Source organism: Pseudomonas azotoformans (assembly GCF_001579805.1).
Classification (GTDB): domain Bacteria; phylum Pseudomonadota; class Gammaproteobacteria; order Pseudomonadales; family Pseudomonadaceae; genus Aquipseudomonas; species Aquipseudomonas azotoformans_A.
Map to the genome: position 1 here is coordinate 3,105,079 of NZ_CP014546.1, position 23,644 is coordinate 3,128,722.

Genomic DNA, 23,644 nt, shown 5'->3' on the forward strand with positions numbered 1-23,644 from the left:
AGACCTCACAAAATAAAACGAGAGGTTTCATGAAACCGCGCCTGCATTGTGCCCGTCTTGCCCTGTTCCTGTGTGGCTGCGCGGCGTTTCTCAACCTGTATGCCACCCAGAGCATTCTCCAGACATTCGCCGCGCAGTTTCACATCAGCGCCAAGGCGGCGGGGTGGAGTATTACGGTGACCACCTTGGCGGTGGCGATCACCGCGCCTTTCGTCAGCCGGCTGACCGGACGCTTTGAGCAACGCACGGTGATCAGCGCTGCTGCGTTGTTGCTGGCGGTGCCTGCGTTGATGACAGCCTATGCCGACAGCTTTGCCGAGGTGCTGGTGTGGCGATTTGTGGAGGGCATGCTGATCCCGGTGGTGTTCGCCACCAGCGTGGCTTATATCGGCGACCGCTGGCGTGGCGGCACGGTCACGGAGGTCACCAGCCTTTACGTGGCCGGGACGGTGTTGGGTGGGTTTGCCGGGCGCTTTGTCACGGGTGTAATGACGGAGTACGTGGGCTGGCGCGAAGCCTTTGAATTGATGGCGGTGCTAAGCCTGATGGTGGGTGGGTTTATCCAGTTCCTGTTGCCGGTCAGCCGTGCGCGCTCCGTGAGGGTTGAAACTGCGTTTTCGGCGGTATTTCGCAAGCCTTTATTGGCCGCCTACGCGGTAGGTTTTTGCGTGCTGTTTTCCCAGGTGGCGGCGTTTACCTACGCAGGTTTGTATCTCGGATTACCGCCGTTCAGCCTGGGGCCTGCGGCGTTGGGCACGCTGTACATGGTGTTCCTGCTGGCGCTGATCGTAATTCCCATCGCCGGCCGTCTCAGCAAGGCCCGGCCTCATGCTGAACTGCTGAGCGTGGCTGCGGTGCTGGGTATTACCGGCTCCGCGCTGACGCTGTTGCCCTCTTTGTGGTGCATCGTGGCAGGCCTGGCGCTCAGCTCGACTGGCGTGTTCCTGGCCCAGGCGGCGGCCAACGCATTCACCACCGCGACCGCAGGTGACAACAAAGCAGGCGCCGTGGGCGTTTACCTCACCTGTTACTACCTGGGCGGCAGTTGCGGTGCGATTGTGCCAGCGTTGATTTGGGAGCGTTGGGGCTGGGCCGGGTGTGTGGTGCTGATTATCGCCTTCCAGATGTTGACCTTGTTGATCGCGCTCACTGGCTGGAAGCCCGTTAAACCTCAACTGATCGCGACGCCATGAACGACATCTCAAACCGCCGCCGTACCTTGATCGCCGGCTGCAGTGCCCATGCCGTGCATGATGGCCTTACCGATGTCATCTACGTGCTACTCCCAATCTGGCAGGCGCAGTTTGCGCTGTCCTACGCCCAGATCGGACTGTTACGCGGTGCTTATTCCGGGATGATGGCAGTGTTCCAACTCATGGCCAGCCGCGCCGCGAAACGCTGGGGCCGTGTATCGATGCTGGTGGGCGGCACAGCACTTGCCGGTGCGGCTTATCTAATGGTGGGCCAAGCCACTGGATGGGTGATGTTGCTGCTGGCACTTCTGTTAGGTGGATTGGGCGCCAGCACCCAACACCCGCTGGCCTCTTCGATGATCAGCGACGCCTACGAGGACGGTGGCGGAATCAAGCAGGCATTGTCCCAGTACAACTTTTCCGGCGATATCGGCAAAACGCTGATTCCGGGCTTGATCGGGTTGCTGCTCACCGTCATCAGCTGGCGTGCCAGCGCCACGGTGCTGGGGTTGCTCGGCTTGGCGGCGGCGGGGCTGCTGTGGTGGCTGGTTCCTGCAAAAGCATCCGAATCCATCTCTACAAAAAACGCAAAGCCTTTCAGCGGAAGTGGCTCCGTCACCGGCCTGCGCGCCTTGATTCTCACAGGCACCCTCGACAGCGCCGTACGCATGGGCTTTCTCACCTTCCTGCCCTTTCTGCTGCAAGCGAAAGGCGCGGGCATTGCCGGTATCGGCCTGGCCCTGACGCTGCTGTTTATCGGGGGCGCATTCGGCAAATTGCTCTGCGGTTACCTGGGGGGGCGCATCGGCATGATGAAAACCGTGTGGCTAACGGAAACCAGCACCGCGTTGCTGATCGTTGCCGCCGTGTATGTGCCGCTGGCCGGGTTGATGGCGATGCTGCCGTTATTGGGCCTGGTGCTCAACGGTACGTCTTCGGTGCTGTATGGCGCCGTGCCGGACCTGGCGGGCGCTGGGAAGCGAGAGCAGGCGTTTGCAGTGTTCTACACCGGCACCATCGGTGGTGGTGCGCTGGCGCCGGTGGTGTTCGGCGGGGTTGGGGATGCGTTGGGCGTGTCGGTGGCGGTGATGGTATTGGCGGGGGTGTTGTTGGTGACGTTGCCGTTGGCGTGGGTGGTGCGGCGGGGCTTCGAGCTCAAATAATCGAGCGGTCGACCGAATGTCCAGCCCTCGCAAATAGATCGATACCGAGGGAGTGGAGTACTTTGAGTACAGTTTCGAAGCGAGGTTTTGCGCCAGGGGCGAATGCCTTGTAAAGGCTCTCACGACCCATGCCCGTTTCGGCAGCGATCTTGGTCATTCCTCGGGCTTTAGCGACGTAGCCGATGGCGCGAAGAAATTCTTGATTGTCGCCGTCGGCCAGAACCTGAGAGAGGTATTCACTGATGGCCTCGTCGCTGTCGAGCAATTCGGCCATATCAAATGTCGTCAGCGTTTGTTTCATGATCAAACCTCTTTTGCCAATTTTTTTGCTCTACGGATATCAGTGTCCTGGGAAGACTTGTCACCGCCTACCAGCAAGATGACGATCACCTTACCTCGCAAAGTGAAATAAATTCGATAACCCGAACCAACGTCTATCCGCATTTCTGAGATGCCGCTACCGAGTGTCTTGATATCGCCCAGGTTACCCATGCTGGCTCTTTCGATACGTCGACCTATTGCGATCTTTGCTCGTAGGTCGCGTACTTCTGAACGCCAGTTAATGAAGGCTTGGGTTTGCTGGATCAAATAGCTCACAGGACCTCGCGTGGCCTAACTGTATCCAAGTGGATACTTGTTGGCAATAGGAATGGCAGATGGCAAAGGCTGGGGAGGATGCGTGGGGAGCGCTTCGGTTTCAAACGTTCTTGGACGTTTTCCTGTTGCCAAAATTTGCAGTGGCAGTTCGGGGAGAGAGGCTGTATTCGAACCTTGCGGCATTGCCTACACAACCATCAGAATCGTCCGAGTTGTGCGTCTTGGGCGACCTCTTTAAGGTTCGTCTGCCGCTGCCCATCAGCGGTCGGGTTTAGTAGCTCGATTTGATCAACGGCGTATGGCTGTACCATCGTTTAGGCATGTTGGTGTCTGTGCTCAATGGTGGCTGTACGCAGGGCACTTTCGAGTGCGCCGGTTTTGTTGATCCGCCGGTCTACTAACCTGCATACAGCCGCCACCCATTGTTTAGTAGCTCTGGAAGGTGGTTCTTACCGAGGATCAACAGATGTGTAATGACTCATGTAATCCATCCGTAAAACTGTTCAGCGTCCGTCCCGAAGCCAACACCGAAGCACTGCTCGCCAACGCCTACGAAACCATCGCCGGCGCGGGAGCCATGACCAGTGAGTTCGCCGAAACCCTGCCTTCCCAACAGCGCTACCTGGCCCTTGCGATTCAGCAAATGATCGAGTTGGGGCTGATGCTGGTGGAAGCGGCGCAGGACCGCGTGGATCAAGCCGCCTAGGTCACTTGGCGCACTGCATAGGCTTGCCTTCCCAGGCCGCCCATACCAAGGGGGAGGGGAGCCAACAAATTCCAAATCTTAAAGGGACGAGGCCAGCGTAAACGGAATGCGCAATGCGCCGATCGGTCCTTCCCGCACGCCGCACATTTCATCGTGCACGCAGTGCTGCACCAGCACGCAGGGAAAGGGTGGAACCCGTTGCAACAGGCTGCGCAAATGCGTGGTGGAGCCGATGCGCAGCGGCTTGGCGTCATCGCCCTGCAGTGTCATCTCAGCGTTATCCAGCCTGACACGCGCGATATAGAAGCCACCCTCCAGCGACAGTAACTCCAGCTCTCGAACTTCACCGTTCAGGGCCAACTCAGTCAGCATTTGCAGGTTCATGTTTCACCCTCTCTGCGGGTCATTCATTGGCGACGAAAGAACAGCGTGACCTGGCCCCATTCGACGCCGAACTTGGTCATGCTGGAGCGGTTGATCAAGGTGTCCTCGTCCATCAGATACATCCAGTCATCAAAGCTCACCTCGTAGACCGAACCGTCCACCGGCAGGTTGAGCCTGTAGCGCCAACGCAGCGCGTTACCCGCCACTTCGCCGATCGCCTCGCCGACCACATCACCCGCCCGGCCCTTCCAGCGCCCCGGGCCATCCGGTGTCAGCGTCCACACACGTTGTTGACGCGTGCCATCGCTGTACAGAAAACGCTCGTCGAGAATCAAGGCATTGCCCTCGCGCCGGCTGGCGATAGCCACTTCAAAGCGCTTGGTGACCTCACCGGAACGCTTCTGGAAAATGCCCCAGGCCTTGACGGGTTTGCTGAAGAACCGCTCCAGGTCCAGCTGCGGCTGCTGATCAACGTAGCGCTCGACGCCTAAGTTGGCGCAACTGCTCAAACTCAACATCAATACCCATGAAACCAGTAGACGTGTCATGGCTCGGCTCCGTGATTGTGCGTCAGCGCATTCGAAGGATACTTGTACAAGAATATAGATTTGTACAGGTATTCCCGACCGATGAATGATGCGTCAAATCCCGGCCATAAAAAAACCGGCCACCTAGGACCGGTTTTTTATGCATCCCCCGTCAAACACAACTTGACGAGAAACGAGAATTTGAGTGGAGCGGGTAGAGGGAATCGAACCCTCGTCGGAAGCTTGGGAAGCTACTGTTCTACCATTAAACTATACCCGCTCAGAGCGGCTGACTTTGTACCAGATGTTCGCGGGGATTTGAAGTTTTTCTTCAAAAATGTGTGGGTTACGTGCTTGTGGGAGCAGGCAAGCCAGCTCCCCCACAAGCGTTCAAATGGCAAAGGCATGCTGCGACTGACCCTGGGGATAGCGCAACCGGCTGACTTGCCGCTGCGGTTTCAAGAAGCCCACCACCGCCTCTCGGCTGTCCCGGCACGCCGCCTTGTGCTCCATGTCCAGGAAATGCCCTGTCGCTTGAATCGTACTGAAGCTGCTGTTGGCCACATGCTGGCCAAACAGCTTGGCATCCTGGGCGCTGGTGTATTCGTCCCATTCACCGTTGAGAAACAATACCGGAATGTCGATCTGCTTGGCCGCCTTGAGGTAGCACAGGCGGTCACTGTTGAGCACATGGCTGATGTGAAAGTGCATCTGCCCATACTCATGCTCGGCCAGGCTGCTCACGTGCTTGTAGTTGAAGCGCTTGAACAGTGACGGCAGGTGTTTGCCGATGGTGCTGTTGACGAGGTGGCCGACGCGGTCGCGGTCGAGGTTGCCGAGGTAGTCGACGCCGCGTTCGAGGTAGTCGCGCATTGGGGCGTTGATCACCGGGGAGAACGAACTGATCACGGCCTTCTCCACGCGACGTGGGCGATGGGCGAGGGCGACCAGGGTGGCGGCGCCGCCCCAGGAAAATGACAGTACGTGCTCGGCGGCGAAGTGGTCGATGAGTTCCAGCAGGAGCTGGCCTTCAACTTCCTTCGTCAGCATTTGCTCATGACGGTTATGGATTTTGGAGCGGCCAGCGTAGGGCTGGTCGTACAAAACCACATTGAATTGCGGGTACAGGCTTTTCACGGTTTGGGCGAAGGATGCCGTGGTGGCCATGGAGCCGTTGACCAGGATGATGGTCTTTGCAGCAGCGTCCGCGCGATAGAACTCCGTGTAAACCCGATACTGACCCTGTATATCCAGCACAGCGATTTCTGGCCTCATGTCGTAAGACTCCTGGCAAGCGGGTAGAGCGCGCAGATCACTCTGCACGAGCTTTGTGACAGGTAGGCATACGCCTGGAAAAGGAGGGCCCATGTCGGTCCGATGACGGCTGGCCGACGGCTGTTGTTATGGCGGGCTGTTTGCCTGAGAGGCCCGTAGATCAAGCGCGGGCGGGGCAAGGTGTTTCTTGGAGGTTATAGGCGACTCGCCAGTCATATTTAAACTGGTGATCCTGATTCAAGCAGCAGAGGTGCTACCCCGCAAGGCGACAGGACTTTTTTTTGCCATCACCGGCCGAACGGTCGTCAGACCTGTCGGATTTCGTCGTCGGTCAGCGCTCGATACTCGCCTGGAGCAAGGGCGGCATCCAACACCAAGGGGCCCATGCGCTCGCGATGCAGGCCGATCACCTTGTTATCAAAGTGCCCGAACATGCGTTTTACTTGGTGGTAGCGGCCTTCAACGATGCTCAGCCGTGCGGTAGTCGGCCCCAGCAATTCCAACTCGGCGGGTTGGGTGGTGAGGTCTTCGAATGCGAAGTACAGACCCTCGGTAAAGGTACTCGCATATTCAGGGCCGATAGCCTGCTCGGTCTCTACGAGGTAGACCTTGGGCAGTTTGGTCTGTGGCTGCGTCAGCCGCCTCGACCATTGGCCATCGTTGGTGATCAGCATCAGACCGGTGGTGTTGAAATCCAGACGACCGGCAATGTGCAGCTCATGTTTGTCCGGCTCAGCAAGTAAATCCAGCACGGTTGGGTGCTGTGGGTCCGCGGTTGCGCTTACGCAACCCTGGGGTTTGTGCAGCATGAAGTAGCGCGCCGGTTTGCCGGCTTGCAACACTTCATCGTCAACGCACACACGGCTGAACTCACGAACCTCATGATGAGGATCACTGACGGCAACACCATCCACAGACACACGCCGTTCAACCAGCAACAAGCGAACCTGGTGGCGATTGAAGCGCGGCAGGTTACTGAGGAAACGGTCAACCCGCATTATTTCGGCTCAGCTGCGCGTAACTGCTCATCCACTTGGGCACAACGCGGGCACAGGCAGGCCTTGTTGCGCAGTTCCAAGGGCAGGGCTTCGAGCACTGCTGGGTCGATGTTGACGCTAAAGCACCAGCAGGCTTGGTCGGCTGTGCGCGGGTCGGCCAGGGTGCAGTCGTTGCGCGCGCCGCAGGCGGGGCAGTGAGTGGGGGTGGTCATGGTGGGTTCAGGAAACATCGCGGAAGTCTCCACACGATACCAGATCGTCGGAAACAGATGTTTCAACCTATGTCCAAAACGCACCAGATTCAGTTTTTGATGTCCCATATTTTGTCATCCGGCGAAAGCTGGATGCCGCCCTCCAGCGTCGCTGGAGGTGCTCTTCCGCGGTCCAGGAGGCCGCCATGTATCGACGACTGCTGCTCAGCGCTTTACTCGGTCTGACCCTTTCCGCTTGCGTGCCCTATTACGATGGCGGCCAGAGCTATTACCGTTCGGAGGTCTACACCTCACCGGCACCGGTGTATTACTACGGCGGCGGCACGGCGTATCAGTACCGCCGTGATTACTACCCCGCACCGCGCTACTACGCGCCACAACCGCGCTATTACTCGGCCCCGCGTTATTACCAGCCGGCCCCGCGTTACTACGGGCCGCGTGCCGGTTACCGGCCGTATCCGAACCAGGGCTGGGGCGGTGATCGTTGGGGAAATGGGGGGCATGGACGCGGTTCCGACCATGGAGGTGGCCGCGGCGGTCACCGTTGACAGGCCAGTGATGCAAGCGGCGCATGAAGCGCCGCTTTTTTATGGGCGCCAATAATCAATAATCCGACAAGTCCGCCAACGGATGGCGGCCTTCCCACACCTTGTTGAAATGCGCCTGGACCACCGCCTCCGGGATCGTATTGATATCGGGCCAATGCCAATGGGGCGCCTGGTCCTTGTCGATCAACCGTGCGCGCACCCCTTCACTGAATTCCGGGTGACGGCAGCAATTGAGGCTCATCGTGTATTCCATCTGGAACACCTGCGCCAGGGACAGGTGTCGGGCACGCTGGATCTGCTCCCACACCAGATGAGCGGTCAACGGGCAGCCTTCGCTCAGCGTCTTACCGGCGCGGCTGAACAGGGGATCGGCATGCTCACGCAGTGGGCTCAAGTTGCGCCAGGCACACCGCACATCTCCCACGTCCAGCCATTCGTCGATCTGGGCCCGGCGCGGCAGCCACTGCGCTTCAGGTTGCTGGTCGACAGCTTCCTGGGCCAGCGCCTTGAGCAGGCTGTTGAGTTGCATCGCGGTCTGTTCCTGCCAGTTCAGTTGCAGCAAGCCATCGAGTAACTCGTCTTGCTGATCATCGCGCAGGAAGCGGTCGGCCAGGCCCAGGTCCAACGCATCGCGACCGTTGATGTGCGCGCCGGTCAGCCCGAGGAACAGCCCGAGCTTGCCCGGCAGGCGTGACAGAAACCAACTGGCGCCGACGTCCGGGTACAGGCCGATGCTGATCTCCGGCATGGCCAACCGGCTGCTCGGCGTGACGATGCGCACTGCGGCGCTTTGCAGCAGGCCTATACCGCCCCCCAGCACATAGCCGTGGCCCCAGCAAATCACCGGTTTTGGGTAAGTGTGCAGGCGGTAATCCAAACGGTATTCCGCCGCAAAAAATTGCGCCGCCAGGGCTGGCACCACGCCAGGCTGTTCCCGACAGGCCTGCGCGAGGCTGCGCACTTCGCCCCCGGCGCAAAACGCCTTGGGACCATTGCCGCGCAGCAGTACACAGTGGATGTTCGGATCCTTGGCCCAGGCGTCCAGGCGTTCGCCCAGGGCCAGGATCATCGGTAGGGAAAGGGCATTGAGGGATTTTTCAGCGTCGAGGCTGGCGATGCCGATGCGGGCACCGTCGCTGCCGGTCAGCTCTTCGAAGTGCAGGTTCATCGTGACCTCAATCGATAAGGTGAAGGATGAGTATGATCGCTTCGTAGGAAAGCGCCGTTGGTGTGTCAGATCAATTGACAAGCGGGGTCGGCTTTCCTAGGGTTCGCCTCATTCTTTTTTACAAGACTATTCAACCATGACCGAAGACGACCGTATCAAACTCGAACCTAGCTGGAAACACGCCTTGCGGGATCAGTTCGAGCAGCCGTACATGGCCCAGTTACGCGAGTTCCTGCGCCAGGAACATGCCGCCGGCAAAGAGATCTACCCGCCCGGCCCACTGATTTTCAACGCGCTCAATTCCACACCGTTGGATAAGGTCAAAGTCGTGATCCTCGGCCAGGACCCTTACCACGGTCCCGGCCAGGCCCACGGTTTGTGCTTCTCGGTGCAACCGGGCGTGCCGGCGCCACCGTCGCTGGTCAATATCTACAAAGAGCTCAAGCGTGATCTGAACATCGACATCCCCAACCATGGCTACCTGCAAAGCTGGGCCGACCAAGGCGTGCTGATGCTCAACACCACCATGACCGTCGAGCGCGCCAACGCCAACGCCCATGCGGGCAAGGGCTGGCAGTTCTTTACCGATCGGATTATCGAAGTGGTCAGCGAGCATCAGCCGCATCTGGTGTTCCTGTTGTGGGGTGCCCATGCCCAGGGTAAACAGAAACTGATCGACGCGACCAAGCACCTGGTGCTGACGTCAGTACACCCGTCACCATTGTCGGCGTATCGCGGGTTCCTAGGGTGCGGGCACTTCAGCCGGACCAACAAGTTTCTTGAGCAGAATGGCGAGACGCCGATCGAGTGGCGGTTGCCGTCTGCCTGACGGGTGTGGCGCTAAAGCCTGACCATGGACACCGAGCTATTTCCGATATCAGCGACATACGCATTGCGGCCATCCGGAGCGACAACTATACCTCGCGGTTTGTCGAACCCTTTAATAGTGCCAGTGATGCGGTTCAGACGGGTGTCAATGATGCTGATCTGACCGCCGTCTGTTTCAGTGATATACGCCATTTCGCTGAGTCGATTGAAGGCAATGCGCCAAGGTCCCATAAGGCCGTTGATCTCCCCGCTGACATCAGGAATCAGTGCATCGCCAATGGTCATCCTTCCACTGTCGCGGTGGGAGATGTAGACACGTGGATAGCGCGGGCTGTAACCGATAGCCGTGGGGATGCCCACGGCGGTTTTGATCGTTGCGAGGACGTTGTTGTTCGCGAGATCGACGATGACCCAGCCATCCAGATCCGTGGCAATGTGAGCGCGAGCGTCATCGGGCGCCACTAGAATTTCCTTGGGGCTACGCACCGAGGTCTCCCCCACGCGTTGATGATTGCTGGTATCAAGGGCAACCAGTTTCGAGGCGCCGTGGTCGGCTACGTACAGTCTTGTACCCGTCGAATTCAGCGCTATGCCGTTAACGGTGATGAATCCTGTGATGGTCTCGACGACGGTGTTGTTCAAGGTTTCGATAACGTTAATGGACGTTCCAGTCGCGACGCTGTTGTCACTCACATAAATAGATGAGCCATCTGCTTTGATAGCTATCCATATGGGAGAACCCAGTCCTGTTATGGTCTGAATGATACTCAGGGGCTGGGTGCTCAGGGCGGTGACGGAGCCTGGTGTAGTGGCACTCGTCACATACAGGCGTGTTCCCGCGCGGTTCATTACCAGGTTGTTGGGGGCGCCCGGTAGTGCGAGGGTTTCCACGATCGCTGCGGGTGCAACGGTGTCATCAGGGGAGGCGTGTGGGTCATTAATTTCCGTCATTTGGGCATTCCTGCAGAACGAGATGGTGTCGGTATTGCGAGTGTTATCGCACTACGTGCGCTGAGTTAAGCGCTCAGGGGGCGGGGTGCCTACTGTGGTAAATGACAGTTCAGATGAGCGGTAATGGTTCCCGGTGGAACCACGACCAAAGCACGGCTCAGGGCTGGCGGTTCCAATGCCTGAACAACGGCTCCGCCAGAAACAGCACAAACAACAACCGCATGACCTGCATCGCTGTCACCAGTGGCACCGACAGTTGCAGGGTCTCCGCCGTCAGACTCATCTCGGCAATCCCGCCGGGCATCATGCCCAGGGTCAGCGAGCGCAGGTCCAGATGGGTCAACGCACTCAACCCAACCGCCGCCAAGGTTGCCAGCGCCATGGTCAAGGCCGTACCAATCAGGGTGCGGCCCATGAACGATGGCGCCCGGCGAAAGAACTGCCGGTTGAAATGGCAGCCCAAACCGCTGCCGATCAACCATTGGCCAATCTGGCTGCCCCCGTCTGGCAGACCGATATGCAAATCCCACACGACGCTGGCCGTCGCACTCACCAGCAGCGGCCCGAACAACCAAGGGTTCGGCTGACGCAAACGCTGCCAACCCCAGGCCACCAGCGTGCCTATCGGAAACAGCACCAACAGCCAAGGCCAACTCACCGGCGCCGGATGAAACTGCGGCGCGCCGCCTTCCAGCAAGTATTTGAAGATTGCCGGTACACACAGCACTACCACCAGCACCCGCAGACTCTGCCCCGCCGCGACACGGCTGAGCACCGCGCCATTGCGTGCGCCGAGGTTGACCATCTCACCGGAACCGCCCGGCATGCTCGAGAAAAACGCGGTGGCGCGGTCTTCACCGCTGCGGCGCATCAACCACACACCGACCACGCTTGACAGGCTGGTGACCAGCGCACCGAAGAAGATCAGCCCGAAGTGACTCATCACCTGCTCGATCACCACCGGAGTGAAGTGCAGCCCAATGCCAATCCCGACGACCCATTGGCCGCATTTGCGCCCGCCGGGAATCTCCGCCAATTGCCACGGCGTGAGGCAACGCACCAGGATGATCGCCAGCAATGAGCCGACCATGTACGGCAAAGGCCAGCCGACGAGGCTGGCCAGGTAACCGCCGGCCAGGCCGACCAGCGGTGTTCCCCACCAATGTTTAAAGGTGACCTCAGACATCGGCCACGGCACGACGCTGCAGGGCACGTTTGCGGTAGATGCGGATCAGCGGGAAGGCCAGCATCAGCGCTGTCAGTACCCATACACCAAAGGTGATCGGGCTCGACCAGAGGATCTGCAGGTCACCGTTGGAGATCGACAGCGCACGGCGCAGGTTCTGCTCCATCAAGCCGCCGAGGATAAAGCCCAACAGTACCGGCGACAGCGGAAAGTCCAGCTTGCGCAGGATGTAACCGAAGATGCCGATACCCACCATCAGGAACAGGTCGAAGGTGGTGGCGTGAACCGCGTACACACCAATCGCGGTGATGATGGCGATTACCGGCACCAGCGCCCAGTTCGGCACGGCCAGGATGCGCGTGAAGATGCGGATCATCGGGATGTTGAGGATCACCAGCATGATGTTGGCGATGAACAACGACGCGATCAGGCCCCAGACGATGTCGGGTTGCTGTTGGAACAGCAGCGGGCCAGGGGTGATGTTGTACAGCGACAGGGCGCCGATCATCACCGCCGTGGTGCCCGAACCGGGTACGCCGAGGGTCAGCATCGGCACCAGGGCGCCGCAGGCGGACGCGCCGATGGCGGTTTCCGGCGCCGCCAGGCCGCGCATGTCGCCCTGGCCGAACTTGCCACTGGCACCGGCCAGGCGTTTTTCGGTCATGTAGGCAACGGCTGAGGCCAAGGTCGCACCGGCACCTGGCAAGACGCCCATGATGAAACCCAGCAAACCGCAGCGGATGTTGACGACAAAGACCGCGCCCGCTTCCTTGAGGTTGAACATCATACGGCCCGTGGCCTTCACGGCTTCCTGGCCACGGTGGGTTTTTTCCAGCAGCAACAGGATCTCACTGATGGAGAACAGGCCCAGCACCAACACCACAAACTGGATGCCGTCGGTGAGGTGGATGTTGTCGCCGGTAAACCGGTACACGCCGCTGTTGGCGTCGATGCCCACCGCCGAAAGGAACAGGCCGATCAGCGCTGCGACAAAGGTCTTCAACGGCTTGTCACCGGCCATGCCGCCGAGACAGACAATCGCGAACACCATCAGTACGAAATATTCCGCCGGCCCGAAGGCAATCGCCCATTTGGCCAGCAACGGCGCAAACAGCACCATGCCGCAGGTGGCGATAAACGCGCCGATGAACGAACTCCACGCCGACAACGACAGCGCCACGCCGGCCAGGCCTTTGCGGGCCATCGGGTAGCCGTCGAGGGTGGTCATCACGGTAGAGGCTTCGCCTGGGATATTCAGCAGGATCGAGCTGATACGCCCGCCGTATTCGCAGCCCAGGTACACGGCTGCCAGCAGAATCAAGGCTGATTCCGGCGGCAGGCCCAGGGCGAACGCGATGGGGATCAACAACGCCACGCCGTTGATCGGGCCCAGGCCCGGCAACAGGCCGACCACGGTGCCGATCAGGGTGCCGCACAGTGCGGTCACCAAGTTGTAAGGGGACAGTGCAACGCCGAAGCCCTGGCCCAAATAGCCGAAAGTATCCATATCAGTTCTCCAGAACGTCGAGCAGGCCGAGGGGCAGCGGCACATCCATGGCTTTATCGAACAGCAGGTAAAGACCAATCGCCATCAGGCTGACGATCACCACGCTCGGTAGCCAGCGGCCGCCATACAGGCGCGCCATCGGAATGCCGATCAGCATGCTGCTGAGGATAAAACCCAGGGATTCGAAGGTGCCGGCGAACACGATCAACAAGCCGACACAGATGCCGATCTTGATCAGGGTTTCGCGGTCCAGCGCGGGTTCTTCTTCAGTGTGTTTGGTCGGCTGTGGGCGGAACAGCATGTAGATAAGTGCCAGGCTCATCAGCCCAAGCATCAGCAGCGGGTAGGCGCGAGGTCCTACTGGCTCGTAGGAAAACGACGCCTGATACGGCCAGGCCATCAGGGCCAGGCCGGCACAGGCCATTAACAGCACTGAGGCGAAAATGCGTTGTAAGAGCATGTGAAACTCCTGGGCCGCGCCCCGGTTGAAAGGAGCGTGGCCGTGCGACAGGAAGGGGCGATTACTGGATCAGGCCAAACTCTTTGGCCAGCACTTTGTAGTCAGCCACCTGTTTCTTCACGTAGGTGTCCAGCTCCGGGCCGGTCATGGCGAACGGGAACAGCTCGCGCTGGTCACGCAGCTTGGCGAACTCTTCCGAGGCCAGCAGTTTGTCGAAGGCGTCTTTCCACCAGGCGTAGTCGGCATCGCTGACTTTTGGCCCGAGGTAGAAACCGCGCACCACCGGCCAGACGATGTCGTAGCCTTGCTCTTTGGCGGTCGGAATGTTCTTCATTTCCGGCTCGTCCAGGCGCTGTTCGGAGAACACCGCCAGCAGGCGCATGTCACCGCTGAGGATGTGCGGCATGGAGTCGGAGATGTCGGTACTGCCCACCTGGATGTGGCCGCCGAGCAGGGCGGTGGCGATTTCGCCGCCGCCTTCGAGGGCCACGTAACGCAGTTCGCGCGGGTTGATCCCGGCGGCCTTGGCGATCAGCGCGGTTTGCATCCAGTCCTGGCTGCCGACGGTGCCGCCGGAACCGATCACTACGCTGCCCGGATCTTTCTTCAGGGCTTTGACCAGATCGTCGAGGGTCTTGTAGGGCGAATCGGCTTTCACTGCGATGGCCCCGTAGCTGGTGCCGACTGCTGCCAGCCAACGCACGGCGCTTTCATCGAAACGGCCGAACTTGCCCTGGGCCAGGTTCAACAGCGAACCGCTGGACCAGGCCACCAGGGTGCCAGCATCCGCCGGGCGTTGGGCAACCACGGCGTTGTAGGCCACCGCACCCACGCCGCCAGGCATGTAGGTCACGCGCATTGGCTTGCTCAGCAGCTTCTCGTTGACCAGCGCGCTTTGCGCCAGTTTGCAGGTCAGGTCAAAACCGCCGCCAGGCGAGGCCGGGGCGATGCATTCCGGGCGCTTGGGTTCGTCGGCGGCCAGCAGTTGGCCGGCGAACAGCATGCAGCCCGCGGCGAGGGCCAATTTACGCAGTGAAGGGGTCATGGTTATCTCCATCTTTGTTGTTATGAGGGGGTACTACCAAAGGGCGACGCTATAGCTGACCAGCAAGCGCATTTCATCCGCATCACGGGCTGAGTAGTTGGAACGGTAAGTGGCGTTGCGCAGGCGCACGGCCACATCCTTGAATGTGCCGCTTTGCACCACGTACTTGATCTCGCTGTTGCGCTCCCATTCCTTGCCGGTCTCGCCGTTCTTGAGCTTGATGTTGTCACCCGAGAGGTAACGGCTCATGAAGCTCAGGCCGGGGATGCCCAGCTTGGCGAAGTCGAAGTCGTAGCGTGCCTGCCAGGAGCGTTCTTCGGCGCCGGCAAAGTCGTTGATCTGCACGAAGTTGACCAGGTACGGGTCGCTGCCATCCACATAGGGGAACGCGCTGTCGCCGGACATGTGCTGGTAGCCGGCGCTGAGCTTGTGGCCATTGAGGGCATAGCTGAACAGGCCGTTGAGGGATGTATTGTCGATCTTGCCGCCACGCGCGCTGCCGGTGTCATCACTGATGGCCAGGCGCAGGTCGGTGGCGAAGGTGCCGGGGCCCATCGGGCGTTCGGCCACCAGGCCGAGGAAGTGCTGGCGGTACACGTCGTCGAGTTGGGCGAAGTGGTAGCTGCCGGTGATCTTGTCGGCGAACTTGTAGTCGGCGCCGCCAAAGTTGAAGTGCTTGCCGGTGGCGCCGCTGACAAAGCGGCTGTTCTTGTTGTTGAGGGCAATGTCTTCGTAGTTGCTGTCGTCGCGGTCCTTGGCCTTGTCCAGGCGGCCCCCGGTGAACACCAGGTTTTTGAATTCCTTGGAAGTGATCAGGCCGCCGTTGAAAGTCTGCGGCAGGATGCGGCCGTCATTGGGCTTGAGGATAGGCAGTTCGGGGATCAGCGAGCCGATTTTCAGCTCGGTGGCCGAGATCTTCACTTTGCCGGTCAGGCCCAGCTTGGAGTACTCGTCGGCGGCGCGGCCATCGTCGTGGGTGGGCAACAGGCCGGTGCCGGTGCGGTCGGGGCTGGAGTCGAGCTTGACCCCGAGCATGCCCAGCGCATCCACGCCAAAGCCGACGGTGCCATCGGTGTAGCCCGATTGCAGGTTGAGCATGAAGCCCTGGGCCCATTCGTCGCGTTTGGATTGCTGCGCGCTGGTGCCGTCGCGGAAGTCGCGGTTGAAGTACATGTTGCGGGTTTCCAGGGTCGCGCTACTGTCTTCGAAGAAGGCAGCCTGGCTGAGCGGCGAAAAGCCGGCAAGGGTAGCAGCACTGGCGAGGGCGGTCTGGGTCAGGCGAGAAAAACGAACAGGCGAGGGGGCCTGGGGCTGTGTCGACAGCATCGTTGTGTACTCCGTTATTGTTCTTATTTTGGCGAAAACGCTTCGAGGCGTTTTTCGGGCGCGGCGCGAAGGCAGCTCGGCGGGCATAGACCACCGTGGCTGGATGCTAAAGGGCGAAGCTTTCACTAACCTTTCAGTGGCCTTTCAATGTTTTCGGGCTTCACAGGGCAGGCGGCGCCTGTAAACTGCCCGCCAAAGCGTGGCGCCGACCACCCCTGAACGAGGTAGAAATCCATGCGTGTCCTGCTGGTTGAAGACCATCTGCAACTTGCCGAAAGTGTCGCGCAAGCGCTCAAGAGCACGGGTCTGACCGTCGATGTGCTGCACGATGGCGTAGCGGCGGACCTGGCCCTGAGCAGCGAGGAATACGCGGCGGCGATCCTCGATGTGGGGCTGCCGCGCATGGACGGTTTCGAGGTGCTTGCACGTCTGCGCGCCCGTGGGAAAAATCTGCCCGTGCTGATGCTGACGGCGCGCAGTGATGTGAAAGACCGTGTGCACGGTTTGAACCTGGGGGCCGACGACTACCTTGCCAAACCTTTCGAACTCACCGAGTTGGAAGCGCGGGTCAAGGCATTGTTGCGGCGCAGTGTATTGGGCGGCGAGCGCCAACAGGCCTGCGGCGTGTTGGTCTATGACCTCGACACGCGGCGCTTTACCGTGGGCGGCGAGCTGATGACGCTCACCTCCCGCGAGCAAGCGGTGCTGGAGGCGCTGATTGCCCGGCCGGGCCGGGTGATGAGCAAGGAGCAACTGGCTTCCCAGGTGTTCGGCCTGGACGAAGAAGCCAGCCCCGATGCCATCGAAATCTACGTGCATCGCCTGCGCAAGAAACTCGACGGCCAGCCCATTGCCATCGTGACCTTCCGCGGCCTCGGCTACCTGCTGGAAGCCCGCGATGCATAAGCCCAGCAGCCTGCGCTGGCGCCTGCTGTGGAACTTGGCGCTGTTGTTGGTGCTGTTGATGCTCGCCAGTGGCATGAGCGCTTATTGGAATGGTCGCGAAGCTGCTGACACCGCCTACGACCGCACGCTGTTGGCCTCCGCGCGCACCATCGCCGCGGGTTTGACCCAGGTGGATGGCACCTTGAGTGCGAATGTGCCCTATGTCGCGTTGGACACGTTTGCCTACGACAGCGCCGGGCGCATTTATTACCAGGTCAACGACATCGACCAGAAGCTGATCTCCGGCTACGAAAACCTGCCCGGCCCACCGCCGGGTACACCACGCACCGACGATTATCCGGCGCTGGCACGTTTCTATGACGCCATGTATCAGGGGCAGCAGGTGCGGGTGGTGAGCCTGCTCAAGGCGGTCTCTGAGCCAAACATGAACGGCATGGCGGAAATCCGCGTCGCTGAAACCGATGAGGCGCGTGTGAGCATGGCCCGCAGTTTGATGGCGGACACTTTGCTGCGCCTGGGGATGCTCGCTGTCGGCGCATTGCTGCTGGTGTGGTTTGCGGTCAGCGCGGCGTTGCGCCCGCTGGAGCGCCTGCGCACGGCGGTAGAGGAGCGTCAGCCTGACGACTTGCGCCCGTTGCCCTTGGTGGAAGTGCAGCATGAGTTCGGCCCGCTGGTGCGCTCCCTCAACCACTTCACCGAACGCCTACGCGGCCAGTTCGAACGACAGGCGCAGTTTATTGCCGATGCGGCCCATGAATTACGCACACCGCTGGCTGCGCTCAAGGCCCGGCTGGAACTGGGCTTGCGTGCCGAGGACCCCGCGACCTGGCGCAACACGCTTGAGACTGCGGCCCAGGGCACCGACCGTCTGACGCATCTGGCTAATCAATTGTTGTCCCTGGCGCGCATTGAAAATGGCGCCCGCGCGATTGCCGAAGGTGGCGCGCAGTTGCTCGACCTCAGCCAGTTGGCCCGGGAACTGGGTATGGCCATGGCGCCGTTGGCCCACGCACGCGGCGTGGCGCTGGCGTTGGAGGCCGACGAGCCGGTGTGGCTGCGCGGTGAGCCGACCTTGTTGAATGAGCTGTTGAGCAATCTGGTGGACAACGCCCTGGCCCACACGCCACCGGGTGGCAATGTGATTCTGCGGGTGACGGCGCCGGCGGTACTGGAAGTGGAAGACGATGGCCCAGGCATTCCGCTGGATGAGCGGGACCGTGTGTTCGAGCGTTTCTACCGTCGCAGCCAGCAGGGCATGGGGTCTGGCCTGGGATTGGCGATTGTCGGTGAGATTTGCCGGGCGCACCTGGCACAGATCAGCCTGCATGATGGCGAACTGGCCGGGTTGAAAGTGCGGGTGAGTTTTATCGCGGGCTGATCAATAGAACATCGAGCGGGCTTCATCCAACTCGGCGCGCAAGGCGTCGCTGTACGGGTCGAACCGCAGTTTCTTGATCGCAGGCAAGGTCGAGACCGCTACGCTGGCCAACGGGTGATCGGTGCCGCGATGGCAATACAACACAGCCACCTGCACCAGGTCGACGTAGTCGAGGCTGGCCGAATCGCGCTCCAGGTTGAGGTATTGGCCGGGCAGTTTGGCAAGCATTTCCGGGAAGTCCCAGCCACTCAATAGCTTGTCACCGAGCAACGGGTGGATGCTCTCGATCACGTGGTTGAGGCTGACCGGGTCCGCGAGCAACTCGTAATGGTCTTCGGCGTACGTCAGGATCGGCAGCACGCCGATCTGGTGCACCAGGCCGCCGAGAGCCGCCTGGTCTGGCTTGAGCTGGCTGTGGCTGCGGCACAGGGCGTAACTGACGCCCGCCACTTCCAGGCTGCGGCGCCACACATCGCGCATCTTTTGTTCGACCACGTCGGAGCGGGCGTGGAAGATCTGCTCCATCACCAGGCCAATCGCCAGGTTGCTGCTGTAGTTGGTGCCCAGCCGGGTGATGGCGGTGTGCAGGTCGGTGACTTCCTGGGTGGCGCGCAACAACGGGCTGTTGACCACTTTGATCAGGCGCGCCGACAGCGCGGTATCGCGACCGATCACTTTGCTCAAGTGGCTGATGCTGATTTCCGGGTCTTCAGCGGCCTGACGAATATTCAGGGCCACTTCCGGCAATGTCGGCAGAACCAGGTCATCGTTGTCGATGGCCGTCACTAAAGCCTGTTGGACTTTTTCCGCCAGCTTGTTCATTCATGCTCTCTAGGGTGTTGCAAAAAGGTACGGCGATCAGCGCTGGATCTCTCGATCACGGTCGAGCGTGTAAGGCAGGTCGAGCAGTTGCACGCCGGGACCTTCCAATGTGCCTACGTGCACATCGCCACTATCGGCAGCTTCGGCTTGCAACACGGCCAGAAGTTCAATGCTCTCGCCGGCTTTTGCGGCAAGCACCACTTCGCCGATTGCACTGTTGTGGCTGGGGGAAAACAGCGGAGTGCCTGGCTCGGGCAGTTCAGGCGCATTGAGGCTCAAGCGGTACAGACGACGTTTGAGTTTGCCCAGGTACTGCATGCGCGCGACAATTTCCTGGCCGGTGTAGCAGCCTTTCTTGAAGCTCACGCCACCCACGGCCTGCAGGTTGAGCATCTGCGGGATGAACAGCTCGCGGGTTTGTGGCATGACTTGGCCGATGCCTGCACGGATTTGCCCAAGCAGCCACTCATTCAGATCGGTTTGATCGAGGGTTGCAGCCAATTGATTGCGTACGGCTTCGCCGTGCTCGGCAGGCACCCAGAGTTCAGCGCGACCTGGGGAGACGCGGATGGCGATCAACGCATCGTTGCGCACAACACTGTCGGTCTCGGTCGACAGCTCAAGGCCGAGGCTGGCCAGGGCCGTGTCCGCATTCACCAGGCCGAAGCGCACCCAGGCGGCGCTTTCGTCGGTGAGCTTAGACTTGGAGAATACGGCGTACTTCTTCAGGTCGGCCAGCTGCGGTTCCAGCAGCTCGGTGGCCATGGCCAGCAACACGCCGTCACCTTGCAGCAGGATGCGGAAGCTCGACTGCATGCGCCCTTTTTGCGTGCAGCGCGCGCCGAGGCTGGCCTGGGTATCGCTCAGGTAATTGAGGTTGCAGGTCAGTTGGCCCTGAAGGAATTTGGTGGCATCAGCGCCGCGGACGGCGAGAACGCCTTCGTGGGACAGGGGGCAGAAGAAAGCAGAGTCAGCCATGGGTCATCGCAGGTCAAAAAGTCATGGGTGCATCATAGAGGGGCGCCCGGCAAATGGATAGTTTCCGTATGGGGCGACCAAAGCCGACTGTTCCGGTGCCGTCGGGCCTGTATACTTGCCGCCTATTTGAGGAGCGCTCCATGGTCGAAGATGTAGAAATCAATCGTCTCTACTGGCACAGCCGTCGTGGCATGCTGGAGTTGGATGTGTTGCTGGTGCCTTTCACCAAAGAGGTCTATGCAACGCTCAATCAGGTGGATCGCGACCTCTACGTCAGGCTGCTGACTTGTGAAGACCAGGACATGTTCGGCTGGTTCATGGAGCGCGCCGAATCTGAAGACCCAGAGCTGCAGCGCATGGTTCGGATGATCCTGGACCGTGTCCAGCCCAAGTAATACATTCGAATGCCGCTGGCAGGCCTCACGGCTGTTGCTGGCGGCGTATTTCCTTGCCCAGCTGTTCGCGCTGGGTGCGCTTTGGTTTCTTGATCTGTCCTATTCAAGTCTTGGCCTGCTGGTGTGTCTGGCGCACGCGGCCTGGGTTTTGCCGCGCTCTGTCCTGTTGACTCACCGTTCGTCGATTCATGGCCTGCGTCGCGACGCCGATGGCTGGCAGTTGCTCAGTGCGCAGCGGGGCTGGCACAGCGTGCAGTTGCGACCGGACAGCCTCGCATTGCCGTTGATCGTCGTGCTGCGCTACCGGGTGCCGGGCGAATGGCGGATACGTTCGGTGTGTGTGCCCAGGGATTCGCAGGTCGCCGATGTGCATCGACGCCTGCGGGTTCGTCTGAAGTTCAGCCGCCGTAGGTGGTTGGCACCAGGATAGTGTCGCGGGCCTCGGGCAGCATCTGCGGGTAATCGAGGGTGTAATGCAGGCCGCGGCTTTCCTTGCGTTCCATGGCCGAGCGAATCATCAGTTCCGCCACCTGGGCCAGGTTGCGCAACTCGATCAAGTCGCGGCTGACCTTGTAGTTACTGTAGAACTCGTCGATTTCATCCAGCAGCAACCGCACCCGATGCTGTGCGCGTTGCAGGCGTTTGTTGGTGCGCACGATCCCCACGTAGTCCCACATGAAGCGGCGCAGTTCGTCCCAGTTATGGGCGATGATCACGTCTTCGTCCGAGTCGGTGACTTGGCTGGCGTCCCAGCGGGGCAGGGCGGCGGGCACCGGAATGCGCGGTAGCTGTTCAAGGATGTCTGCCGCCGCCGAGCGCGCATAGACGAAACATTCCAGCAGCGAGTTGCTGGCCATGCGGTTGGCGCCGTGCAGGCCGGTAAAGCTGGTTTCGCCAATCGCATACAGGCCCGGGACATCGGTGCGACCGTGCTGGTCGACCATTACGCCACCGCAGGTGTAGTGCGCAGCCGGCACCACGGGGATCGGGCCTTGGGTGATGTCGATGTTGAAGGCCAGGCAACGCTCGTAGACCGTAGGGAAGTGAGTCTTGATGAAAGCTTCGGGCTTGTGGCTGATGTCCAGGTAGACGCAGTCGATGCCCAGGCGCTTCATTTCATGGTCGATGGCGCGGGCGACGATATCGCGCGGGGCCAATTCGGCGCGTGGGTCGAAGCGCTGCATGAAGCGTTCGCCGTTGGGCAGTTTCAGGTGGGCGCCTTCGCCGCGCAGGGCTTCGGTAATCAGGAAACTCTTGGCTTGCGGGTGATACAGGCAAGTGGGGTGGAACTGGTTGAATTCCAGGTTGGCCACCCGGCAGCCCGAACGCCAGGCCATGGCAATGCCGTCGCCACAGGCACCGTCGGGGTTGCTGGTATAGAGGTAGACCTTGGCCGCGCCGCCGGAGGCAAGAATGGTGAAGCGCGCGCCGTAGGTATCGACTTCGCCGCTGGCGCGGTTGAGCACGTAGGCGCCGAGGCAGCGCTCGCCGTCCAGGCCCAGGCGTTTTTCGGTGATCAGGTCGACGGCGACGCGTTGTTCCAGTAATTCGATATTGGGGCGCTGGCGAGCTTGTTCGAGCAGTGTCTTGAAAATGGCGGCGCCAGTGGCGTCTGCCGCATGGATGATGCGGCGGTGGCTGTGACCGCCTTCGCGGGTCAGATGGAACTCAAAACCGCCGTCGTCGCTGCCTGCGTGTTCGTCGCGGGTAAAAGGGACGCCTTGATCGATCAGCCATTGGATGGCTTCACGGCTGTGCTCGACGGTGAAGCGCACCGCGTCTTCATTGCACAGGCCCCCGCCCGCATTGAGGGTATCCTCGACGTGGGATTGCACTGTATCGGTGTCGTCCAGCACGGCGGCGACACCGCCCTGGGCCCAGAATGTCGAGCCGTTGGCCAGGTCGCCCTTGCTCAGTACCGCAATGCGCAGGTGGCTGGGGAGGGTCAGCGCAAGGCTCAAACCGGCCGCGCCGCTGCCGATCACCAGGACATCGTGTTGAAACTGTTGGCTCATTTGAGGGATTCCGCAAAAAGCGATCCGAAGAGGTGGCGCAAACAGGACGCCTGGATCGGCGAATCAAAGGGTCACACGGGCTACTAGTATATAGAGGGGTGGAGCGGCACAATAGCCGGGCATTCGTGGCAATGTGAGATTACGGTGCACGGCTAGGGTAAAATCGGCAGGTTATTGAGGTGGGAACTTTTTGCATAAGCCCCGACTCAATAGCAGGTTGCCCGAAAGCTGGGAAAACGTTGAGTTTATTGGCCCGTCGGGAGCATTGGACGCGTCAGAAAACCGGCGACAAGATTATTCGCGCAGTCGGCCATGCCCGTGCTGCGTTTTTCGTGTGTGCCAAATCAGTGCGTGCCGGAAACTTGCTTGAAGGGGGAGAACTTTTGCGAAAAGACCGAGTCTATGTTTGCAAGCCTGATCGTTTAGTTATGCAAGCCTCCTTCAAGTACAACGAGGAGTGTTCATGCTAACCCAGGAAGAGGATCAGCAGCTGGTCGAGCGCGTTCAACGCGGCGACAAGCGAGCTTTTGATCTGCTAGTGCTGAAATACCAGCACAAAATTCTCGGGTTGATCGTGCGGTTTGTGCACGACACCCATGAAGCGCAGGACGTTGCACAGGAAGCCTTTATCAAGGCTTACCGTGCACTTGGTAACTTTCGCGGTGATAGTGCGTTTTACACGTGGCTATACCGAATCGCCATCAACACGGCGAAGAACTATCTGGTGTCTCGCGGACGCCGCCCACCGGATAGCGATGTCAGTTCAGAAGATGCGGAATTTTACGATGGTGATCACGGCCTCAAGGATCTCGAGTCGCCGGAGCGTGCATTGCTGCGCGACGAGATCGAAGGCACCGTTCATCGCACAATTCAGCAACTGCCAGAAGATTTGCGTACGGCGTTAACTTTACGTGAATTCGATGGTCTGAGTTACGAAGACATTGCGAGCGTCATGCAGTGTCCGGTGGGGACTGTAAGGTCACGGATTTTCCGGGCCCGGGAAGCCATCGATAAAGCCTTGCAACCGTTGTTGCAGGAAAACTAAAGACAGCGGCGACAGCCAAGAGAGGAACCGC

The 23,644-nt window shown here is 60.2% G+C and carries 27 protein-coding genes and 1 tRNA gene; 10 read left to right on the plus strand and 18 right to left on the minus strand.

Annotated features, from left to right (window positions below):
- Positions 1 to 29: 29 nt before the first annotated feature.
- Positions 30 to 1,193: an MFS transporter gene (locus AYR47_RS14395; protein ID WP_061435653.1), complete on the plus strand. Its 1,164-nt coding sequence runs from the start codon at positions 30 to 32 to the stop codon at positions 1,191 to 1,193.
- Complete coding sequence (locus AYR47_RS14400; RefSeq protein WP_061435655.1) at positions 1,190 to 2,356, plus strand: MFS transporter; 1,167 nt, start codon at positions 1,190 to 1,192, stop codon at positions 2,354 to 2,356. Before AYR47_RS14395 ends, AYR47_RS14400 begins: the two co-directional genes overlap by 4 nt.
- Here the strand turns inward: AYR47_RS14400 and AYR47_RS14405 are convergent.
- Together AYR47_RS14405 and AYR47_RS14410 are read right to left on the minus strand one after the other, a co-directional pair.
- Positions 2,349 to 2,657: an addiction module antidote protein gene (locus AYR47_RS14405; RefSeq protein ID WP_033902673.1), complete on the minus strand. Its 309-nt coding sequence runs from the start codon at positions 2,655 to 2,657 to the stop codon at positions 2,349 to 2,351. The two genes, AYR47_RS14400 and AYR47_RS14405, sit on opposite strands and share 8 nt — an antisense overlap.
- A gap of 2 nt (positions 2,658 to 2,659) precedes the next feature.
- A complete protein-coding gene (locus AYR47_RS14410) occupies positions 2,660 to 2,953 on the minus strand; it encodes a type II toxin-antitoxin system RelE/ParE family toxin (RefSeq protein ID WP_025999642.1) in 294 nt (97 codons plus the stop codon).
- Between the two features lie 466 nt (positions 2,954 to 3,419).
- Here AYR47_RS14410 and AYR47_RS14420 point away from each other — a divergent pair, with 466 nt between their 5' ends.
- On the plus strand, positions 3,420 to 3,659 hold the full coding sequence (locus AYR47_RS14420; RefSeq protein ID WP_033902672.1) for a DUF6124 family protein: 240 nt from the start codon (positions 3,420 to 3,422) through the stop codon (positions 3,657 to 3,659).
- Between the two features lie 78 nt (positions 3,660 to 3,737).
- On the opposite strand, the gene AYR47_RS14425 is transcribed toward AYR47_RS14420, so the two are convergent.
- The 6 genes from AYR47_RS14425 to AYR47_RS14450 all read right to left on the minus strand — a co-directional run bounded on the left by AYR47_RS14425 (position 3,738) and on the right by AYR47_RS14450 (position 7,055).
- The gene (locus AYR47_RS14425; RefSeq protein WP_061435657.1) at positions 3,738 to 4,043 is read right to left on the minus strand and encodes a DUF6482 family protein; all 306 of its coding nucleotides are present in this window, start codon (positions 4,041 to 4,043) and stop codon (positions 3,738 to 3,740) included.
- A gap of 23 nt (positions 4,044 to 4,066) precedes the next feature.
- Complete coding sequence (locus AYR47_RS14430; RefSeq protein ID WP_061435659.1) at positions 4,067 to 4,591, minus strand: DUF3833 domain-containing protein; 525 nt, start codon at positions 4,589 to 4,591, stop codon at positions 4,067 to 4,069.
- A 185-nt stretch (positions 4,592 to 4,776) separates the two neighbouring features.
- A tRNA-Gly gene (locus tag AYR47_RS14435) sits at positions 4,777 to 4,850 on the minus strand.
- 110 nt (positions 4,851 to 4,960) lie between these two features.
- Positions 4,961 to 5,845, minus strand: a complete 885-nt coding sequence (locus AYR47_RS14440; protein WP_033902669.1) for an alpha/beta fold hydrolase — start codon at positions 5,843 to 5,845, stop codon at positions 4,961 to 4,963.
- Between the two features lie 305 nt (positions 5,846 to 6,150).
- The gene (locus tag AYR47_RS14445) at positions 6,151 to 6,843 is read right to left on the minus strand and encodes a 16S rRNA pseudouridine(516) synthase (protein WP_033902668.1); all 693 of its coding nucleotides are present in this window, start codon (positions 6,841 to 6,843) and stop codon (positions 6,151 to 6,153) included.
- A complete protein-coding gene (locus tag AYR47_RS14450; RefSeq protein WP_033902839.1) occupies positions 6,843 to 7,055 on the minus strand; it encodes a cysteine-rich CWC family protein in 213 nt (70 codons plus the stop codon). Before AYR47_RS14450 ends, AYR47_RS14445 begins: the two co-directional genes overlap by 1 nt.
- 185 nt (positions 7,056 to 7,240) lie before the next feature.
- Between AYR47_RS14450 and AYR47_RS14455 the strand changes: the two genes are divergently transcribed.
- Positions 7,241 to 7,603, plus strand: a complete 363-nt coding sequence (locus tag AYR47_RS14455) for a hypothetical protein (protein ID WP_028619330.1) — start codon at positions 7,241 to 7,243, stop codon at positions 7,601 to 7,603.
- A 55-nt stretch (positions 7,604 to 7,658) separates the two neighbouring features.
- Here the strand turns inward: AYR47_RS14455 and AYR47_RS14460 are convergent, their stop codons facing one another.
- On the minus strand, positions 7,659 to 8,771 hold the full coding sequence (locus AYR47_RS14460; protein ID WP_061435661.1) for an enoyl-CoA hydratase/isomerase family protein: 1,113 nt from the start codon (positions 8,769 to 8,771) through the stop codon (positions 7,659 to 7,661).
- A 136-nt stretch (positions 8,772 to 8,907) separates the two neighbouring features.
- Between AYR47_RS14460 and ung the strand changes: the two genes are divergently transcribed.
- The gene (gene ung, locus AYR47_RS14465) at positions 8,908 to 9,600 is read left to right on the plus strand and encodes a uracil-DNA glycosylase (protein ID WP_033902666.1); all 693 of its coding nucleotides are present in this window, start codon (positions 8,908 to 8,910) and stop codon (positions 9,598 to 9,600) included.
- Between the two features lie 11 nt (positions 9,601 to 9,611).
- On the opposite strand, the gene AYR47_RS14470 is transcribed toward ung, so the two are convergent.
- The 6 genes from AYR47_RS14470 to AYR47_RS14495 form a co-directional block, all read right to left on the minus strand.
- Positions 9,612 to 10,550: a YncE family protein gene (locus tag AYR47_RS14470; RefSeq protein WP_033902665.1), complete on the minus strand. Its 939-nt coding sequence runs from the start codon at positions 10,548 to 10,550 to the stop codon at positions 9,612 to 9,614.
- Positions 10,551 to 10,707: 157 nt separating this feature from the next.
- A complete protein-coding gene (locus AYR47_RS14475) occupies positions 10,708 to 11,736 on the minus strand; it encodes an AbrB family transcriptional regulator (protein ID WP_061435663.1) in 1,029 nt (342 codons plus the stop codon).
- On the minus strand, positions 11,729 to 13,243 hold the full coding sequence (locus AYR47_RS14480; protein ID WP_012722750.1) for a tripartite tricarboxylate transporter permease: 1,515 nt from the start codon (positions 13,241 to 13,243) through the stop codon (positions 11,729 to 11,731). Before AYR47_RS14480 ends, AYR47_RS14475 begins: the two co-directional genes overlap by 8 nt.
- A gap of 1 nt (position 13,244) precedes the next feature.
- Entirely contained in the window at positions 13,245 to 13,703 is a 459-nt protein-coding gene (locus AYR47_RS14485) for a tripartite tricarboxylate transporter TctB family protein (protein ID WP_033902663.1), read from the minus strand.
- 61 nt (positions 13,704 to 13,764) lie between these two features.
- Positions 13,765 to 14,748 (minus strand): Bug family tripartite tricarboxylate transporter substrate binding protein, encoded by a 984-nt coding sequence (locus AYR47_RS14490; RefSeq protein ID WP_033902662.1) that lies wholly within the window; start codon positions 14,746 to 14,748, stop codon positions 13,765 to 13,767.
- Positions 14,749 to 14,781: 33 nt separating this feature from the next.
- A complete protein-coding gene (locus AYR47_RS14495; protein ID WP_061435665.1) occupies positions 14,782 to 16,074 on the minus strand; it encodes an OprD family porin in 1,293 nt (430 codons plus the stop codon).
- A 234-nt stretch (positions 16,075 to 16,308) separates the two neighbouring features.
- Between AYR47_RS14495 and AYR47_RS14500 the strand changes: the two genes are divergently transcribed.
- Positions 16,309 to 16,980 carry a response regulator gene (locus AYR47_RS14500; protein ID WP_010212220.1) on the plus strand — a complete coding sequence of 224 codons (672 nt, stop codon included), beginning with the start codon at positions 16,309 to 16,311 and terminating at the stop codon, positions 16,978 to 16,980.
- Positions 16,973 to 18,358 (plus strand): sensor histidine kinase, encoded by a 1,386-nt coding sequence (locus AYR47_RS14505; RefSeq protein WP_061435667.1) that lies wholly within the window; start codon positions 16,973 to 16,975, stop codon positions 18,356 to 18,358. Before AYR47_RS14500 ends, AYR47_RS14505 begins: the two co-directional genes overlap by 8 nt.
- Here AYR47_RS14505 and AYR47_RS14510 read toward each other — a convergent pair whose 3' ends face one another.
- The gene (locus AYR47_RS14510) at positions 18,359 to 19,180 is read right to left on the minus strand and encodes an HDOD domain-containing protein (RefSeq protein WP_033902659.1); all 822 of its coding nucleotides are present in this window, start codon (positions 19,178 to 19,180) and stop codon (positions 18,359 to 18,361) included.
- A 36-nt stretch (positions 19,181 to 19,216) separates the two neighbouring features.
- Positions 19,217 to 20,158, minus strand: coding sequence for a CAF17-like 4Fe-4S cluster assembly/insertion protein YgfZ (gene ygfZ, locus AYR47_RS14515; RefSeq protein ID WP_061435669.1), 942 nt, complete (start codon positions 20,156 to 20,158; stop codon positions 19,217 to 19,219).
- 140 nt (positions 20,159 to 20,298) lie between these two features.
- On the opposite strand from ygfZ, the gene AYR47_RS14520 reads away from it, so the two are divergent.
- Positions 20,299 to 20,553: an FAD assembly factor SdhE gene (locus tag AYR47_RS14520; RefSeq protein ID WP_014717362.1), complete on the plus strand. Its 255-nt coding sequence runs from the start codon at positions 20,299 to 20,301 to the stop codon at positions 20,551 to 20,553.
- Complete coding sequence (locus AYR47_RS14525; RefSeq protein ID WP_061435671.1) at positions 20,537 to 20,983, plus strand: protein YgfX; 447 nt, start codon at positions 20,537 to 20,539, stop codon at positions 20,981 to 20,983. The genes AYR47_RS14520 and AYR47_RS14525 overlap by 17 nt, the downstream gene beginning before the upstream one ends.
- Here AYR47_RS14525 and nadB read toward each other — a convergent pair.
- A complete protein-coding gene (nadB, locus tag AYR47_RS14530; protein ID WP_033902656.1) occupies positions 20,952 to 22,568 on the minus strand; it encodes an L-aspartate oxidase in 1,617 nt (538 codons plus the stop codon). The genes AYR47_RS14525 and nadB overlap by 32 nt on opposite strands.
- Before the next feature lie 463 nt (positions 22,569 to 23,031).
- Between nadB and rpoE the strand changes: the two genes are divergently transcribed.
- Positions 23,032 to 23,613 (plus strand): RNA polymerase sigma factor RpoE, encoded by a 582-nt coding sequence (gene rpoE, locus AYR47_RS14535; RefSeq protein ID WP_003172477.1) that lies wholly within the window; start codon positions 23,032 to 23,034, stop codon positions 23,611 to 23,613.
- The last annotated feature ends 31 nt before the right edge of the window (positions 23,614 to 23,644 follow it).